This is a genomic window from Dolichospermum sp. UHCC 0259 (assembly GCF_009711935.1).
GTDB lineage: Bacteria > Cyanobacteriota > Cyanobacteriia > Cyanobacteriales > Nostocaceae > Dolichospermum.
In genome coordinates this window covers 22,867-37,799 of the sequence record NZ_VIKX01000022.1, presented here as the reverse complement: position 1 = coordinate 37,799, position 14,933 = coordinate 22,867, and the positions used below count along the sequence as shown (strand labels likewise).

Sequence of the window (14,933 nt, the reverse complement as noted above, 5' to 3'; positions counted from 1 at the left end):
CCTATCCCTGTTACTTCCTAATTCCTTTTTAGTGGGGGAGTGTGAACAGTTACGTAATTATTCAGACAGGCTATCATGTTTAAACAGTTTTTAATTCCCCAATTGAGGATATTCTGGCGATCGCCTACTTTTTTAAAAGTAACTCTGGCTACTTCCATCATTCTCAATATGTTGGTAAATCCCTCCTTTGCCGGTGATCCCTTTCGCTCTCGTGAACCACGTAAAATTGGCGATCGCACAGAAGCCGCTTTTAATGCTATTTTTCAACAAGGAAATTACTCCCTAGCCAAAGATGCTTTACAAAAAGCCGCCTCTAGCGAACCTAATGAACCTTTAATTTACGCCATTCAGGCTTCTTTAGCATATCAAAATCAAGATAGTATTAGTTTAGAAAAATACAGCAGCAAAACCCTAGAAACTGGACAGAATTTAATCGCCAGTGATCCATTGCGTGGTAACTTATATACTGCTGTCGGTCATTTTTTAGCAGGTGCGGTAATTTTGAATCGAGAAGGAACTGTAAATGGTGTCCCCCAAGCCTTAAGCCGGTTGCGGAAAGTCTATACATATCTTGACAGAGCCGAAGAGATTTCTGCCAATGATCCAGAATTAAACTTAATTCGCGGCTATATGGATTTAATGTTAGCTGTGAATTTACCTTTTACTAGTCCAGATCAAGTAATTGAAAGATTGGAAAAAAATGCTGCTCCTAATTATTTAGTAAATAGAGGTATTGCTTTAGCCTATCGAGATTTAAAACAATACCCCCAAGCTTTAGATTATGTCAACCGCGCCTTAAAAACAACTGCTGACAACCCAGAAATTCACTATCTCAAAGCCCAAATTCTTCACGAACAGGGAAAAAAGGAAAAAAGCCAGAATTTAATTAAGGAAGCAATAACTTATTTTGACAAAGCATTAGCCAAAAAATCCCAACTTCCTGCTAATTTAGTCAAACAAATTGAACGTGAACGGAATCAGGCTGTTAGTAGTCAGTAGTCAATTGTCAGTTGTCAGTAGTTCGTTGTTATAGAATTCTGATTCTACCAATTACCAATTACCCATTACCCATTACAAAAATGCAAATTCAATTCCGCGAGTTTAATCCTTTTGATGTTTGGATTTGGTTTAAGTTCAGCAATGTTCCCTCCCAAAGGGAAAAACAATATGTAGAAGAAGTCTTTAATTCCTGGTTTTATTTAGGTAAATTAGGGGGATTTAATGCGGAAAATCTGCAAATCCAAGACGCAGGATTTGATATCAGCTACATGGATTATGATACCAAAGGCTATGATAAAAGCTTAATGGCCTTGATGCACAACATGGGTGAATTTGAATATGAAGGAGAATGGGGGCGTTGTTGGTTTGATTTAGGGACAAGTGATGCGATCGCCTTAGATATTCTCATCAACGCCCTTACTCAACTAACTGAAGAATATGTCACTATTGAAGAACTATACATTGGTGGCGAAAATCCAGATTGGTCTACAGAAGATAGTGAAAGTCGTCCCTCTTCCATTTACGATAATTAATTGTAGTTATGAATAAAGAAGGTCAAATCCGGGTAATTGTTTTAGCACTCATTCGAGATGGTAATAGAATCTTTGTTTCTGAAGGCTTCGATCCTAAAAAACAATCAACATTCTATCGGGCTTTAGGTGGTGGTGTAGAATTTGGCGAAACTAGCCGCATCGCCTTAGCTAGAGAATTTCAAGAAGAAATTCAAGCCGAATTAACCAATATTCGCTATTTAACTTGTATCGAAAACTTATTTACTTTTGATGGTAGACAAGGACATGAAATCATTCAACTCTATGAATGTGACTTTGCTGATTCCCAGTTTTATCAAATCGAAAGTTTAACTTTTGCAGAAACACCAGAACGTCAACATCGCGCATTATGGATAGATATTTCTCGATTCAAATCTGGTGAATTACGATTAGTTCCCGAAATCTTTTTTGATTATCTATAAACTTAGATCCCCGAACCTAGATCCCCGACTTCTTTTTTTATCTTGTCACTAAATAATAAAGGTTCTACCGCTCCCCTTAATGGAAGAGAATATTAATTTAATTTTCGTAGGTTGGGTAGAACGAAGTGTTCGCGTAGCGTGCCGTTCGCGGTAGCGTGCCGGAGGCATCAGGCATAACCCAACATTGGCGGTAGGATAGTAAGAGTTGTTGGGTTTCCTTGCGTCAACCCAACCTACAATAAACGTTGTTTTACATCAAGGGAACGGTAGAACCAATTAAGTGAAGAAGTCGGGGATCTTAATCACTCAAGATTGCTATATTAAAAATAAAGGTAACTACAGGAAGTTAATTATGACTCTACAATTAGCAAAACCACGCCTTAACACCTTTCGTCTCAATGTTTCTCAATACCATCAAATGAGCGAAGCCGGTATCTTTTCAGAAAATGATAAAGTAGAACTAATTAATGGAGAAATTATAGAAATGTCACCAATTGGTACAAGACACACAGCTTGTGTAAATCGTTTAAATTCAGTTTTTTCGCAATTACTGGGTAGAAAAGTCATAATTGCTGTACAAAATCCGATTATCCTCAATAACTTATCTGAACCCCAACCAGATATCGCACTACTGAAACCTCGCGCAGATTTTTATGAATCTGGACACCCTCAACCCCAGGATATATTTCTCTTAATTGAAGTTGCAGATAGCAGTCTGGAATATGATAGAGACGTGAAAATTCCTCTCTATGCTAGTAGTGGTATTACTGAAGTTTGGTTAGTTGATATTTATGAACAAGTGATTATTGTTTATCGCTACCATAGCGAAAATGGGTATAGCGACATTCAAAAACTCAGTCGAGGAGAAAAAATGTCAATTCAAGCATTCCCCGAAATTAATTTAGTTGTAGATGATATTTTGGGATCAATAATTTCCTAGCAAACCTCTCAATAATATCCAATCCATCTCTTCAGATATTAGTTATTGAGATTGCAGAAATATTAATCAAAGCAATAATGTTTTTTTACGTCGCTGGTAATTTCCCATGTACAAGACATCCCAGCGGGAAAAGTTACTAAGTCTCCCTTACCCATTTGTACTGCTTGTCCTCCATCAGGAGTGACAACAACATTACCTTCTAAAAAGTAGCAAGTTTCTTGATCATCGTAAGTCCAGGAAAATTTAGATATTTCCTTTTCCCAAATTGGCCAGTTGAATACATCTAATTCATTAAGATGTGCAATATTTGGTTGATGTACGACTTTAATTTCCATGAGTTGTATTTAGCAATAAGATTGGATGTCTTCTCCACACTTATCTACTAAATAACATAATGCGCGAAAACGCAAGCCAACAAACTGATCATACAGGGGGTTGAGTTTGCACATAGGCGGAATATGAGCAATTTTTCGACCAAAAACCACGATATCACGCTCAAAGGGACATTGGGCAGGAATTAATTTAGCAATTAATCTAGCAACTCGACGATTATCAATTTCAATTTCGTCGAACCATTGACGGATGTTTTGCAGTAAATCAAACTTGTTCTTAACTGAATGATTTTCCTCGATAGGGTTGACAAAACTAGAGATGATCATCGGTTGACTATTGGTTTTTAACATGATTGTGTGTCCTATGTGGATGAGATTGATAAAATTCTGCCAATGCGGCAGTTTGTACAACAAATTATCTTTGGAATTTTCACTGAACTGGAAGAACGGTAAAGTAGTTGAACTAATTTTTATTTAAACTGGCTTTGTGTTGAATAACTGTTCAGTTGAATACAAAATAACAAAGAAAATATAAAAATGGTATAGTCTTAGCTTATAGATTCCTGATATTGAATATAGTAATTTTATATATAAAATCCTCATGAATGGTAGGAAAACGGCACAGTAATTCCAGGGATAATGGCTGGAAATATTGATATAACTAGCTTTTTCCTTTAGCTAGACCGCATAATCATGAGGAGATGATGACATTAATTTTAGGTGATAGCAGATCGAGAAAAAAGTCGTGGAGGTTACTTTCTCGCGGGGAATAGGGAATAGGGAATAGGGAACAGGGAATTTTCTTCTTCTTTCTCCTGACTCGGTGACTGGGCGCAGGCCCTGCGCCCCTACCGCTGACAGTTTTGCAAAATATAACTACACAATTCGCAAAAACCATCTCCTTCGGCTGCTGTAGTTATATACTTGGGTTGATGTTGTAGTTGATTTTCGTAATTACGTACATTGGCTACACCTACGGAAATAGGAAAATAACGCTGGTTAAATAAACTTTCATCATTGGGACTGTCACCAACAGTGATCACCTGTTCGGGGAAGTAGGTGGGGAAATATTGACGTAAAACTTTTAATAAACCGGCGGCTTTATTTTGTCCTGGGGGTTGAATATGACACTGAACGTTGCTGTAAGTAAATCCCCAACCCATTTGTTGACAAAGATTACCTATTTTTTGTAGTTCCTCGGTTGTCAGTGAGGTAAGATCAAAAGTCCAGTCTGTGACTCGAAATAAATTATCAGCGGATTCTTGAATTTGTGGAAAATAAGTTTGTAGGTTAATAAAAGCCTTGGCTAAATCTTGACGATGGTTAACTAGGTCAGGAATATGGGTGAGTGTGACTGGATCAGAATTGTCTGATGGATAAAATAAACCACCATTTTCGGAGATCGCCCCAGCTATGGGCATTAAACTACTAATAGCGCTTACCCACCCAGCAGAACGTCCAGTAACAATTAAGACGGGAATCTTAGCTGCGGATAGCTGCTCTAAAGTATTTAATAATTGAGATGTAAACTTGCCATTTTGAGTTAGTGTCCCATCCATATCTGTTGCCAATAGGTAAATATGATATGAATACGTAGATGTTAGATCAGACAACTGCCGTATATTGATAAGATGGTTAGCCAAGTCACTAATAGGTTTGTACATATGATATTACCAAGAAAATCTAAAAAATCTTTATACTACGGCGAACTGCTCAGTAAGATTTGGGCATTATAAACATTGGGAGTTAATAATTTCAGGTTGTAAATTATGGTTAATACGATTTTTCTGGCTCAATCTTCTGGATCTAAGACAATAAAGACGAGTAAAATCTCACCTGTTATCCAGGAGTCTCACAGTCTACCTCTACCATTGCTGCTGTTTGCAGGTGGAGGAATGGTTTTAGTTCTGGTTGCTGTCATTGTCTATGCCAGAATCCTACTGCAAAGGGGTGAGAAAAAACTCAAATTTGAACAATTCCGCACGCGAGAATTAGAGAAAAAGTTGAAGTTGGCTTTGGAAACTATTCGCAAAATGGAAACTAATCCAGATTTAGTCCACTCAAGAGATTTTAACCTAGATTATCTGCGGATGCGAATGTCAGAGGAGGTATTCCATTTTGCTCTAGTTAATCAAATTAAAATTAAAGTTAAAGATAAGATTTCTCTATCACTGCGTCCTAGCCAAGCTAATATAGGGTCTGTGGGGATTTCTAGTAGCACAGGTAGGCAGGTAGATGAAACGTTTGATATCGAGTATGAAACTGGTGTAGCACCCAACATTGTGAAGCGGGTGCTGTTTCGAGCGCAAATTCGGTTAATGAAGTTACCAACTCAGGCTACTTCTTCTACCATTAGTCAAATTATTAATTGTATAGAAACATACCTTAGCCCCAGGGATGATGACGATACTTGGCAACCTACTATTCAAGGTCGGATTGTTTATATACACTGGGATCAAAAGGCTAAACCGACTCCGTTGCTGGTATTAGAACAGTCAAACGAAGGGGTGAATGTGACATTTAGAACTAGCCGTCAAAATCCTCTAACAAAAAAACAGTAGTGAGTAGAATTGTCTGATGCAGTTACGATTCAGAAATAATCGTAATTTTGAATTGCTAACAAAGATTAAAAAATTCAAACCTAGCAATACATAATATGTATTTAAGAAGAAGAATTATCCAAATTAGGATTTGTGTTGAGAAGTAATATTTTGAGCATCACGAGTGAGGAGACCATCTTCCATTTCCACAATGCGATCGGCAATATCTAAGATCCGGTTATCGTGAGTTACTAAGAGGATAGCAGTTCCCTGTTCTTTAGCTAGACGCTGCATGATTTCCACCACATCACGTCCTGATTGTTTGTCTAATGCGGCTGTTGGTTCATCGGCTAAGACTAGGGGAGGATGATTGACTAAGGCGCGAGCGATCGCTATTCTTTGTTTTTGTCCACCAGATAAATTATCTGGATAGTAGTTAACCCGTTCTTGTAAACCTACAGATGCCAGCATCTCCTCTGACTGAGAAATAGCCGTTGATTGGGAAATACTATTATTTAATTCCACAGCCATTTGCACATTTTGCCGAGCCGTTAAAAAACCTAATAAATTATGAGCTTGGAAAATATAACCAATTTTGCGTCTCATGTGTACCAGTTTGTTTTGACTAGCACCACACAATTCATCACCTAAAAATTTTAAACTTCCCTCTTGTACCGATCTTAACCCACCAATCAAACTTAATAAAGTCGTTTTCCCTGAACCAGATGGTCCAGTCATAATCACAATTTCTCCGGCATATATTTCCAAACTAATATCAAAGAGAATCTGTTTTCTCAACGATCCTTTACCGTAGTAGTGATTGATATTTTTAATAGATATTACAGGTTCTTTGTTGATCATAATAGAGGAGTGTAGGAGTTCAGGAGTATTGGGAGTAGGGGAAGTAGGGGGAGTGGGGGAAGTTGGGGGAGGAAGAAGAATGGTTTTCACCAATGACCAATGACCAATAACCAATGACCAATAAATAACTAATTTAAAAAATATCCGCTGGATCGGCAGAGCTTAATTTTCTAATAGCAATCATCCCCGAAATAAAACACATTAAAATAGTTAACATGATTACCATAATGGCGCGATTATAACTCATAAATATAGGCAAAAGTGTAGCATCTCTAGCAACATTATAAAGAACCAAAGCGCAGGCAAAACCAGGTAAATAACCAACAACTGCTAATAAAAAAGCCTCTTGCAGAATCACAGTTAGTAAATAATTTTGAGTGTAACCTATAGCTTTGAGCGTAGCATATTCAGATAAATGATCATTGACTTCTGTATACAAAATCTGATAAACAATTACAGTTCCCACAATAAAACCCATAATTGTTCCTAATGTGAAAATAAAGCCAATAGCCGTACTACTTGACCAATAATTTCTTTCAAATTCAATAAATTCTTCCTTAGTTAAAACATTAATATCTGTAGGTAGATAACTTCGTAATTCTTGAGCTACCACAATGGGATCAGCACCAGGTTTTAACTTAATAATACCAATATCAATTAATCCCCGCTGACGGTTATTAAAAATCCGCAAAAAGTTAACATCACTGGTAATTAAATTTCCATCTGCACCAAAAGACGCTCCTAATGTAAATAATCCACCGACCTGAACTTTTCTTCTGCGTACTTCTGCTGCAACAACTTTTCCTTCATTAAAACTATCAGCGATCGGCCCATACTCTACCCTAGAAGAACGGTCATATAAAACCACATCAGGTAGTTTGAGTTTATTTAAATTTTCCTCAACTCCGGGTAAATCAAAAAGATTAACTTCTGGATTCATACCAAAAATTAAGATACTGCGAGGACGACCTGTAACAGGATTTCTCCAGCTTGTATAGTCTAAATATATGGGATGTACTGATTGAACTGTGGGCAAATCTAACGCCTTATATAAACGCCGTTGGGAAAAGGTTCTCATTGCCAAAACAGCATTAGATTGACTGTTGATTAAAACCACATCACCAACTAAACTACTGTGCATTCTGACGTTACTGTAATAGAGTGCATCTCGGAAACCTAGCTGCATGAACATTAAAATATCAGCAAAGGCAATACCTGACAAAGCTACTGCTAGGCGAGTTTTTTCTCTTGTCAGTTGTAGCCAAGATAAAGGTATTTTTACTGCCATTTTCTAAATCTTTTGATCTGAATACTAATTAAGTAGTTGAACATGAATATTTGCCATAGAAATATGAGGTTAATTTTCATTAATTTCTACGGTGACTTTAGCGTTAGTTAAACCAGAAACTTGCTTGGTAAATTCTGGAGATAGGGCAATTTTCACTTCTACAACTCTGGCATCAATATCTGCGGCTGGATCATTATTTAAGACATCTTTTTTGCCGATTTTTCTACCAATTGATGTGATTCTACCTTTTAGTTGACCGTCAAATGCGCCGTTGTCACTAGAGATAGTAGCAGTTTGACCCAAACGGACTTTATTAATACTATCTTCAGGAACTTCTGCAACTACGAACATCTGATCTGTTTGTCCGATTTCCGCAATTCCATTTGCTCCCATGATTTCCCCGGATTTGGTATGAACTTTTAATATTTCACCAGAACTAGGTGCTTTAACATAGCTTTGCTGAAGTTCAACTTGAGCTTTTCTCATTAAGGCAATGGCATTAGTAACTTGTGCTTGAGCTACTTGGACATTGAGCGGACTAACTACTAATATTCTGCTTAATCTTTCTCTTTCTTCGTCTATTTGCCTTTGTAAAGTGGCGACAGTTTTGTTACGGTTGGCTGTGGCTTCAATTAACTGTTGTTGTAAAGTAGCTATAGTTTTAATTTGATTAGCTCTAGCTTCAGAAACTTGCTGTCGGATGGTATCTATTGCCCGTTTTAAACTAGCTTCACTTTCAATTAATTGTTGATTTGTTGTCAACGCACTTAAGCGGCGGCGATCGCGCTCTTGCTGAGAAATAGCACCTTGTCCGTATAAAAATTCATAGCGCCCATAATCTACTTGAGCATTACGCTTTTCGGCTCTAATCCTCTCCATATTAGCTTTCAAGGCATTTCTTTGTCCCAGTAGTTCGGCTTCTAAACGATTAACTCCGGCTTGTTGGGCAACCTTCTCACCACTTAATTGGGCAGCAATTCGGCTAATTGTCGCCTGTTGAGCCTCTTTTTCCCCCGCTAATTGGGCTTGTAATCGAGAAATAATGAATCTTTGAGCCTGAGCATCTCTTGGTGGTCCAGCACTAACTTGAGCTAAATTCGCACGGGATTCTTGCAATTTAGCTTTGGCTTCTTCTACTACTGCCATGCTAGTGTCGCGGCTATCTAAAATTGCCACAACCTGTCCTTGCTGTACTCTTTGTCCTTCTTTTACTAAAAGTTGCTGGACTCGTGAACTGCCGGATAAACCCGCTGGTGCAGAAAGTTTAATTACTTCTCCTCTTGGTTCTAAGCGTCCTATGGCAGTAATACTATTAGGAACTGGGGCTACAGATACAGCAGAAGTTAGTTTTTTTAATTGTTCCATTCTCGCCGTAGCTAAGAACCCAGCAGCTATAGCAACGGGTAAAGCTACGGCAATACTTAACCAAATTTTCGGCTGCTCAAGTGCCTTTTCTGGGGATTTTGATTTTTCATTCACCCTTGACATGATATTTAACCTATTTATCTGAATTATGGTGATGAAACTAAAAAAATAAATTAGCTGTAATTAAAATCCACAGCAAACTTTATGCAAAATTTACACCTTTTTGGGCTTTTGTTTTGGCAATTTTATAATTATTGTTGGGTATGATCAACTTTGCAGAAATTACACTCTGTGATTATTCAGGTGTATTATCTTTACATGAAAATTTCTGTCTCAAAGCAACCTGGGATACAATTGGTAGATTTAATAAATCATTAGTAGTTGAGATTTTACACTTCATTTTTAAGAAGATGTGCCAAACTTCAACTTTTGAAGTTAACAAGAGAAAATAGGTAAGAATTTTAACAGTTAATAATTACTAATTATCAGCCAAAACCAGATAACTAGGAATTTTATTGATTAACGTTAGTTTTCCCTCCCAGAAGTGTCAGTAGTGATGACTTCATATAAATTCTACATTTATCAGTTGAGGGAAAACGTAACGCATTTTACAGATAAGGTAATAGCAATTTTTAATTGCTGATACTTTGGGTAATATTTTCTCAGATTATTCTGGTAACTCTGGCAAATCAAATAAAACTTTAGTCATATAATTTTCTGCCCAATCTACACCAAAAGCCTTTTCTAAAACTCTACGGGTTTTATCATTTTGTTGTTGTTTTGTACAATAATTATGTTGTCCAGCAAAAATTTGAGCTACTTTTTCCGGTGCAACTGGACTAGATGCTTTGGCTTGGGTACAATGAATCTCTAAAAATGATTCTACGTGAGATAAAAAACTTGTTTCTTCTTCCGGGGAACTAGGACGAATAAATAGACAAAAATCGGAAAAAATATTGCCCCATTCCGGTAAATCACGAGGTTGAGAAAAGTTAGATGTGGTTAATTTACTAAGTTGGGAATTATAACCATCTGGTAAAATCCGATCTAAGTTTACCGGAGAAAGATCAGCAATAGCCGCACTAATTTGACCTCTACCTCCGACTAAATCACAACCAAACATGGGAAGATCATATTCTGGATGAGGAAACATCACACAGTGCAGAATATCTAACATATTCCCCACCCTTGCTAGTTCCAAGTGCATTTTGCGAAACTGGGGACTTTGATAACAGCGATTTTCGATAATCAGTTTTTCCCCTTCTAATTTACCTTCTACATATCCCAATTCCGCCGGTAAATGGTATGGTGATAAGTCTAAGTGTTTGTGCCAAACTGCTTCAATACAATCAGCTAGTTGATGAATCAGGGGATGTTGTTGTTCACGGAGGGAAGGAGTAGAAGACATATTATTTTAGGAAATACAATTTATTTCCTAGTTTACAATCATCTGCACCAGATCAACTATTCTTCTAATATTTCTCTCTCCAGCACTTCTTGTAATTGTGGTACTAATAAGGATAAATCATTTTGAATTGTTTCCCAGACTCTACTCAAATCAATTTGAAAATATTCATGAGTTACAACATTTCTCATCCCTCCCATCAAACGCCAAGGGATGAGAGGATAGCGTAACTGAATATCATTAGGAACATTTCTAGTAGCTTCTCCAATCACGACGAAATCATAGAGAACAGCTTTGACAAGTGTTTGATTTTTTGCAAATTCATCAAACGTTAGACCCCTTGTCCTTTGCTCAATTCCATTGATAGATAGGACAATATCTTGAATACGAAACCGCCAATTTCTAGAAGGCACGAATGACATCCTTTAGTACAGGTTTTCGCAAATGTTCTCTCAAAGCATCTTCCGTTCCCAAATCAACAGAACATCCCAGAATATCTTCTAAATAATACTGTACTTGCAAAAGTTGAAACAACCCACCCGAACGATTAAACTCTACTAAAAAGTCTACATCGCTATCTGAACTAGCTTCATCCCGCGCCACTGAACCAAACAAATTAAGGGATTTTACTCCCAGTTCCTGCAACTTTTCTCTATGTGCAGCTAAAGTTGCCAGTACCTCATCTCGTTTCATGATTTATTTTCCTAAACCAATTCTATATTAAGATAGTAGTCTCTATTTTCTAACATTTTATTCATTAAAAATTGGGAATAATAATTACTTAACTATCCCCAAAAATCTGTAACTTCATATCCCAATTCCCCGATCATTTGCCGCAATAAGGGTAAACTCAAACCAATTACATTACTGTGACAACCCTCTATTTTCTCCACAAATAAACTTCCAAATCCTTCTAAAGCAAAAGCCCCAGCGCATTGAAGAGGCTCACCTGTGGCTACATAAGCAAGAATAGCGCGATCGCTCATTTTCGCAAAATACACCCTAGTAACCTGACATTTAACCACAGTTTGATTTTTAGTAGTATCAATCAAAACATGACCAGTGTACAAGTCACCAAAATTACCTTGCATTAATTGCCACCGAGCGATCGCTTCGAGAGCATCCCCTGGTTTACCATAAATCCCCCCACCCATAGCCAAAACCGAATCACAACCCATCACCAACGCCGATTGGAATTGAGAAACCACAGTTTCCGCCTTACACTGAGCCAGCGTTTTCACCAATTCCCCAGGTTTAGTTAGTTGTATTTGTGACTCATCAAAATCACTTGGACAAACTATTGGTTCAATTCCCACAGTTTTCAATAACCGACGACGGGCAGGGGAGGCAGAAGCAAGCACAAATTGCGGAATTTTCATAAATTGTTGTATAAGTAATTTTTTGGGTAATTGATAATAATTAATTGTCAATTACCACCATGTCTAGTTATTAATAAACACTGAAAGAACTCACAACTTCATCAATCATCCGTTGCAGTTTTTTCCAACGTCTCTCAGGAACAGAAGCATTAAACGTAAACAACTTACCACGACTGATAGCCACACTAGAAATATTATGTCTTTCCTGTCCATTAGGAAATTTAACCGCATATTCTAGAAAGTAGTAAATTTTCCCATTTACTTCCCTTTGTGCCGCATTGATTAACTCAGCAGTCCGCTCAGAACCTACAGGAGCAAGAGCCGCCTTTCCTAATTTATAACCAACTTCTGTGGGCGTTCCCAACTCCGCCAAAGTTTTACCAGAAGCAACCGGACTAATTACCACAGACACATTTTCTGATACTTCAATTAAATCATGAAACACCACATCAGGCCCATCACCAACTTTAACTTGTAACCAACCATTAGGATAATCAAACTGATAACCGTCAGCACTATCTACAAACCGATTTAGTCCAGCCGCATTAGCCACACCAACACTACTCAAGCTGAAGCTCAACACCAATAATAAGATGAACGTAATTCTTTGCCACATTTTTTCAAATTCCTTTGATCCGTCAACAATACAAGGTAAAGATAATTGCAAGTTTTTATTTTCTCACTAATCTGGACAATCTGGAGACTTTACTTTTGCCGTTTTTTTCAGGCTTGATAAGTATGTGTGCTATAATTGGACAGTCTTGCACCTTGTGGTCAAATAAAAAACCTCTTTGTTGTCAAAATAAGCCGCAAGCACATCTAAAAGTATGAAAAAAGTTGTCGTTGGTCTTTCCGGTGGCGTTGATAGTTCCGTAGCCGCCGCTATGCTGCATAATCAGGGCTATGATGTAATTGGTTTAACTCTTTGGCTGATGAAAGGCAAAGGGCAATGTTGCTCTGACGGAATGATCGACGCGGCTGATATTTGTGAACAATTGGGTATACCCCATGAAATTGTTGATATTCGGGATGTCTTTCAAACAGAAATTATTGATTTTTTAGTCACAGGTTACAGCGTAGGCATTACGCCATTGCCTTGTTCCCAATGTAACAAAACAGTGAAATTTGGGCCAATGGTGGAATATGCAAGGGAAAAATTGGCATCGGCTAAAATCGCTACAGGTCATTATGCCCAAATCCGTTACGATGATACCACTAACCGTTACCAATTATTACGAGCCGTAGACCGCAACAAAGATCAATCTTATTTCCTCTATGACTTATCCCAAGACTTATTAGGGGCAACAATTTTTCCCCTGGGTGAACTGAATAAAACCGATACTCGCAGAATTGCCGCAGAATATAACCTAAAAACCGCCGATAAACCAGAAAGTCAAGATTTATGCTTAGTAGAAAGCAATGGTTCTATGCGGGCATTTTTAGATAAATATTTAGCTCCTCAACCCGGTGATATTGTAGATACCACTGGTAAAGTTTTGGGACAACATGATGGTGTTCATCATTACACCATTGGTCAGCGAAAAGGCTTAGGCATCGCTGCCGCCGAACCCTTGTATGTAATTGAACTAGATGCAGCTAATAACAAAGTAGTTGTAGGCGATCGCACAAAAGGAACGCAGTCAGAATGTACAATAAATCGAGTAAATTGGGTTTCCATAGCTGAACCCGTCGCCCCCATTCGCGCCGAAGTCCAAATCCGTTATCGTTCCCAACCCGTACCCGTCACAGTCATTCCCCTACCAGATTCCCGCGTCCGCTTAGTATTTGATGAACCACAATTCAGCATCACCCCAGGACAAGCAGCCGTTTGGTACGACGGCGAAAAAGTTTTAGGTGGCGGAATCATCGAACAATCGTAGGGGCGCAGGGCCTGCGCCCTTCCTTCTTTATTTCTTACTTCTTACTTCATATCCTGCGCCCTTTCTTTGCCCTAAATTATATTACATCCCCCCAAATAACCCCCATAACCGCAACAGAAGTCATTCCAAAAAATCGGGTTCTTGCCGGACAATCATCTCATACAAAGACTGAAAACTAAACCAACCCATCTCAGGAGAACCCACTTGGCTATAAGCTATCTTTGCATACTCCGGCTTAATCGGGCTAGGTATTCCAGCAGCTTCCGCCAATAACTGAGCTTGACAAGAACGCTCCATCGTGATAAACCACCAAGCAGCCTCATCAATAGTTTTACCTACCGTCAGCAAACCGTGATTCTTGAGAATGACGGCTTTATTTTTTCCTAAAGTTGTAGCAATGCGCTTGCCTTCTGCTGGGTCGAGAACAACTCCCGTATATTCAGTAAATATACTGTGATCTTCGTAAAAAGAACAAGCATCTTGAGTCAGGGGGTCAAGCAGACGACCCAGACTGGACCAGCTTTTACCATAGATAGAATGAGCGTGTGCAGCCGCTACCACGTCAGAACGGGCTGCATGAACTTGAGAATGAATAGCAAAAGCAGCGCGATTTACTGGACGATTACCGTAAATTACATCACCTTGCTGATTCACTAATATCAAATCACTAACTCGAATTAAACCAAAGTGCATTCCAAAAGGATTTACCCAAAAATGTTCAGGGTTTTCTGGATCACGGGCTGTAATGTGTCCAGCAACACCTTCATCAAATCCAAATCGAGAAAATAAACGTAATGCAGCCGCGAGTCGCTGTTGACGATGTAATCTTTCTTCGGGAATGGAGGTAAAAGTGGGAATTTGGGGACTATTGGGTTTTTGTATAGGTTTTTCGGTCATATACAGCTTTGTCAAGAATATTTTTAGCGGGGAATAGGGTTAGAAATTATTTTGTGTAACATTTGTATTATTGT

18 protein-coding genes are annotated in these 14,933 nt (G+C 38.2%); 6 read left to right on the top strand and 12 right to left on the bottom strand.

Annotated elements, in window-relative coordinates; all coding sequences use genetic code 11:
* The first annotated feature begins 75 nt into the window (after positions 1-75).
* From FJR05_RS02715 to FJR05_RS02700, 4 genes are all read left to right on the top strand, one after another.
* Positions 76-999, top strand: coding sequence for a Sll0314/Alr1548 family TPR repeat-containing protein (locus FJR05_RS02715; RefSeq protein WP_168642695.1), 924 nt, complete (start codon positions 76-78; stop codon positions 997-999).
* Between the two features lie 80 nt (positions 1,000-1,079).
* Positions 1,080-1,532 carry a DUF3531 family protein gene (locus FJR05_RS02710; protein ID WP_168642694.1) on the top strand — a complete coding sequence of 151 codons (453 nt, stop codon included), beginning with the start codon at positions 1,080-1,082 and terminating at the stop codon, positions 1,530-1,532.
* An 8-nt stretch (positions 1,533-1,540) separates the two neighbouring features.
* A complete protein-coding gene (locus FJR05_RS02705; RefSeq protein WP_168642693.1) occupies positions 1,541-1,972 on the top strand; it encodes an NUDIX hydrolase in 432 nt (143 codons plus the stop codon).
* 352 nt (positions 1,973-2,324) lie between these two features.
* Positions 2,325-2,912: a Uma2 family endonuclease gene (locus tag FJR05_RS02700; RefSeq protein WP_168642692.1), complete on the top strand. Its 588-nt coding sequence runs from the start codon at positions 2,325-2,327 to the stop codon at positions 2,910-2,912.
* A 62-nt stretch (positions 2,913-2,974) separates the two neighbouring features.
* Here the strand turns inward: FJR05_RS02700 and FJR05_RS02695 are convergent, their stop codons facing one another.
* The 3 genes from FJR05_RS02695 to FJR05_RS02685 all read right to left on the bottom strand — a co-directional run bounded on the left by FJR05_RS02695 (position 2,975) and on the right by FJR05_RS02685 (position 4,908).
* The gene (locus FJR05_RS02695) at positions 2,975-3,247 is read right to left on the bottom strand and encodes a cupin domain-containing protein (RefSeq protein ID WP_168642691.1); all 273 of its coding nucleotides are present in this window, start codon (positions 3,245-3,247) and stop codon (positions 2,975-2,977) included.
* A 9-nt stretch (positions 3,248-3,256) separates the two neighbouring features.
* A complete protein-coding gene (locus FJR05_RS02690; RefSeq protein ID WP_168642690.1) occupies positions 3,257-3,595 on the bottom strand; it encodes a Mo-dependent nitrogenase C-terminal domain-containing protein in 339 nt (112 codons plus the stop codon).
* A 497-nt stretch (positions 3,596-4,092) separates the two neighbouring features.
* Positions 4,093-4,908, bottom strand: coding sequence for an HAD family hydrolase (locus tag FJR05_RS02685; protein WP_168642689.1), 816 nt, complete (start codon positions 4,906-4,908; stop codon positions 4,093-4,095).
* A 105-nt stretch (positions 4,909-5,013) separates the two neighbouring features.
* On the opposite strand from FJR05_RS02685, the gene FJR05_RS02680 reads away from it, so the two are divergent.
* A complete protein-coding gene (locus tag FJR05_RS02680; protein ID WP_168642688.1) occupies positions 5,014-5,805 on the top strand; it encodes a hypothetical protein in 792 nt (263 codons plus the stop codon).
* Between the two features lie 123 nt (positions 5,806-5,928).
* On the opposite strand, the gene FJR05_RS02675 is transcribed toward FJR05_RS02680, so the two are convergent.
* The 8 genes from FJR05_RS02675 to psbP all read right to left on the bottom strand — a co-directional run bounded on the left by FJR05_RS02675 (position 5,929) and on the right by psbP (position 12,698).
* Positions 5,929-6,645, bottom strand: coding sequence for a DevA family ABC transporter ATP-binding protein (locus FJR05_RS02675; protein WP_168642687.1), 717 nt, complete (start codon positions 6,643-6,645; stop codon positions 5,929-5,931).
* A 133-nt stretch (positions 6,646-6,778) separates the two neighbouring features.
* A complete protein-coding gene (gene devC / locus FJR05_RS02670; RefSeq protein ID WP_168642686.1) occupies positions 6,779-7,933 on the bottom strand; it encodes an ABC transporter permease DevC in 1,155 nt (384 codons plus the stop codon).
* 69 nt (positions 7,934-8,002) lie between these two features.
* Positions 8,003-9,421, bottom strand: a complete 1,419-nt coding sequence (locus tag FJR05_RS02665; protein WP_168642685.1) for an HlyD family efflux transporter periplasmic adaptor subunit — start codon at positions 9,419-9,421, stop codon at positions 8,003-8,005.
* A gap of 544 nt (positions 9,422-9,965) precedes the next feature.
* Complete coding sequence (locus FJR05_RS02660) at positions 9,966-10,706, bottom strand: phycocyanobilin:ferredoxin oxidoreductase (protein WP_168642684.1); 741 nt, start codon at positions 10,704-10,706, stop codon at positions 9,966-9,968.
* A gap of 56 nt (positions 10,707-10,762) precedes the next feature.
* Complete coding sequence (locus FJR05_RS02655) at positions 10,763-11,116, bottom strand: DUF86 domain-containing protein (RefSeq protein ID WP_168642683.1); 354 nt, start codon at positions 11,114-11,116, stop codon at positions 10,763-10,765.
* On the bottom strand, positions 11,106-11,396 hold the full coding sequence (locus FJR05_RS02650; RefSeq protein WP_027404262.1) for a nucleotidyltransferase family protein: 291 nt from the start codon (positions 11,394-11,396) through the stop codon (positions 11,106-11,108). The genes FJR05_RS02655 and FJR05_RS02650 overlap by 11 nt, the downstream gene beginning before the upstream one ends.
* A gap of 92 nt (positions 11,397-11,488) precedes the next feature.
* Positions 11,489-12,082, bottom strand: a complete 594-nt coding sequence (locus tag FJR05_RS02645; RefSeq protein WP_168642682.1) for a nucleoside triphosphate pyrophosphatase — start codon at positions 12,080-12,082, stop codon at positions 11,489-11,491.
* Between the two features lie 70 nt (positions 12,083-12,152).
* Entirely contained in the window at positions 12,153-12,698 is a 546-nt protein-coding gene (gene psbP / locus FJR05_RS02640) for a photosystem II reaction center PsbP (RefSeq protein ID WP_168642698.1), read from the bottom strand.
* Positions 12,699-12,909: 211 nt separating this feature from the next.
* Here psbP and mnmA point away from each other — a divergent pair, with 211 nt between their 5' ends.
* A complete protein-coding gene (gene mnmA, locus FJR05_RS02635; protein ID WP_168642681.1) occupies positions 12,910-13,962 on the top strand; it encodes a tRNA 2-thiouridine(34) synthase MnmA in 1,053 nt (350 codons plus the stop codon).
* A 120-nt stretch (positions 13,963-14,082) separates the two neighbouring features.
* Here mnmA and FJR05_RS02630 read toward each other — a convergent pair whose 3' ends face one another.
* A complete protein-coding gene (locus tag FJR05_RS02630; protein WP_168642680.1) occupies positions 14,083-14,859 on the bottom strand; it encodes a class II aldolase/adducin family protein in 777 nt (258 codons plus the stop codon).
* Positions 14,860-14,933 lie beyond the last annotated feature (74 nt).

Bases quoted from the DNA above. Each gene is read 5' to 3' on its own strand.
- FJR05_RS02675 (WP_168642687.1), bottom strand. From the start codon at position 6,645: ATGATCAACAAAGAACCTGTAATATCTATTAAAAATATCAATCACTAC.
- FJR05_RS02700 (WP_168642692.1), top strand. From the start codon at position 2,325: ATGACTCTACAATTAGCAAAACCACGCCTTAACACCTTTCGTCTCAAT.
- FJR05_RS02680 (WP_168642688.1), top strand. From the start codon at position 5,014: ATGGTTAATACGATTTTTCTGGCTCAATCTTCTGGATCTAAGACAATA.
- FJR05_RS02630 (WP_168642680.1), bottom strand. From the start codon at position 14,859: ATGACCGAAAAACCTATACAAAAACCCAATAGTCCCCAAATTCCCACT.
- devC (WP_168642686.1), bottom strand. From the start codon at position 7,933: ATGGCAGTAAAAATACCTTTATCTTGGCTACAACTGACAAGAGAAAAA.
- FJR05_RS02650 (WP_027404262.1), bottom strand. From the start codon at position 11,396: ATGAAACGAGATGAGGTACTGGCAACTTTAGCTGCACATAGAGAAAAG.
- FJR05_RS02685 (WP_168642689.1), bottom strand. From the start codon at position 4,908: ATGTACAAACCTATTAGTGACTTGGCTAACCATCTTATCAATATACGG.
- FJR05_RS02665 (WP_168642685.1), bottom strand. From the start codon at position 9,421: ATGTCAAGGGTGAATGAAAAATCAAAATCCCCAGAAAAGGCACTTGAG.
- FJR05_RS02645 (WP_168642682.1), bottom strand. From the start codon at position 12,082: ATGAAAATTCCGCAATTTGTGCTTGCTTCTGCCTCCCCTGCCCGTCGT.
- FJR05_RS02710 (WP_168642694.1), top strand. From the start codon at position 1,080: ATGCAAATTCAATTCCGCGAGTTTAATCCTTTTGATGTTTGGATTTGG.
- FJR05_RS02695 (WP_168642691.1), bottom strand. From the start codon at position 3,247: ATGGAAATTAAAGTCGTACATCAACCAAATATTGCACATCTTAATGAA.
- FJR05_RS02660 (WP_168642684.1), bottom strand. From the start codon at position 10,706: ATGTCTTCTACTCCTTCCCTCCGTGAACAACAACATCCCCTGATTCAT.
- FJR05_RS02705 (WP_168642693.1), top strand. From the start codon at position 1,541: ATGAATAAAGAAGGTCAAATCCGGGTAATTGTTTTAGCACTCATTCGA.
- FJR05_RS02690 (WP_168642690.1), bottom strand. From the start codon at position 3,595: ATGTTAAAAACCAATAGTCAACCGATGATCATCTCTAGTTTTGTCAAC.
- FJR05_RS02715 (WP_168642695.1), top strand. From the start codon at position 76: ATGTTTAAACAGTTTTTAATTCCCCAATTGAGGATATTCTGGCGATCG.
- mnmA (WP_168642681.1), top strand. From the start codon at position 12,910: ATGAAAAAAGTTGTCGTTGGTCTTTCCGGTGGCGTTGATAGTTCCGTA.
- psbP (WP_168642698.1), bottom strand. From the start codon at position 12,698: ATGTGGCAAAGAATTACGTTCATCTTATTATTGGTGTTGAGCTTCAGC.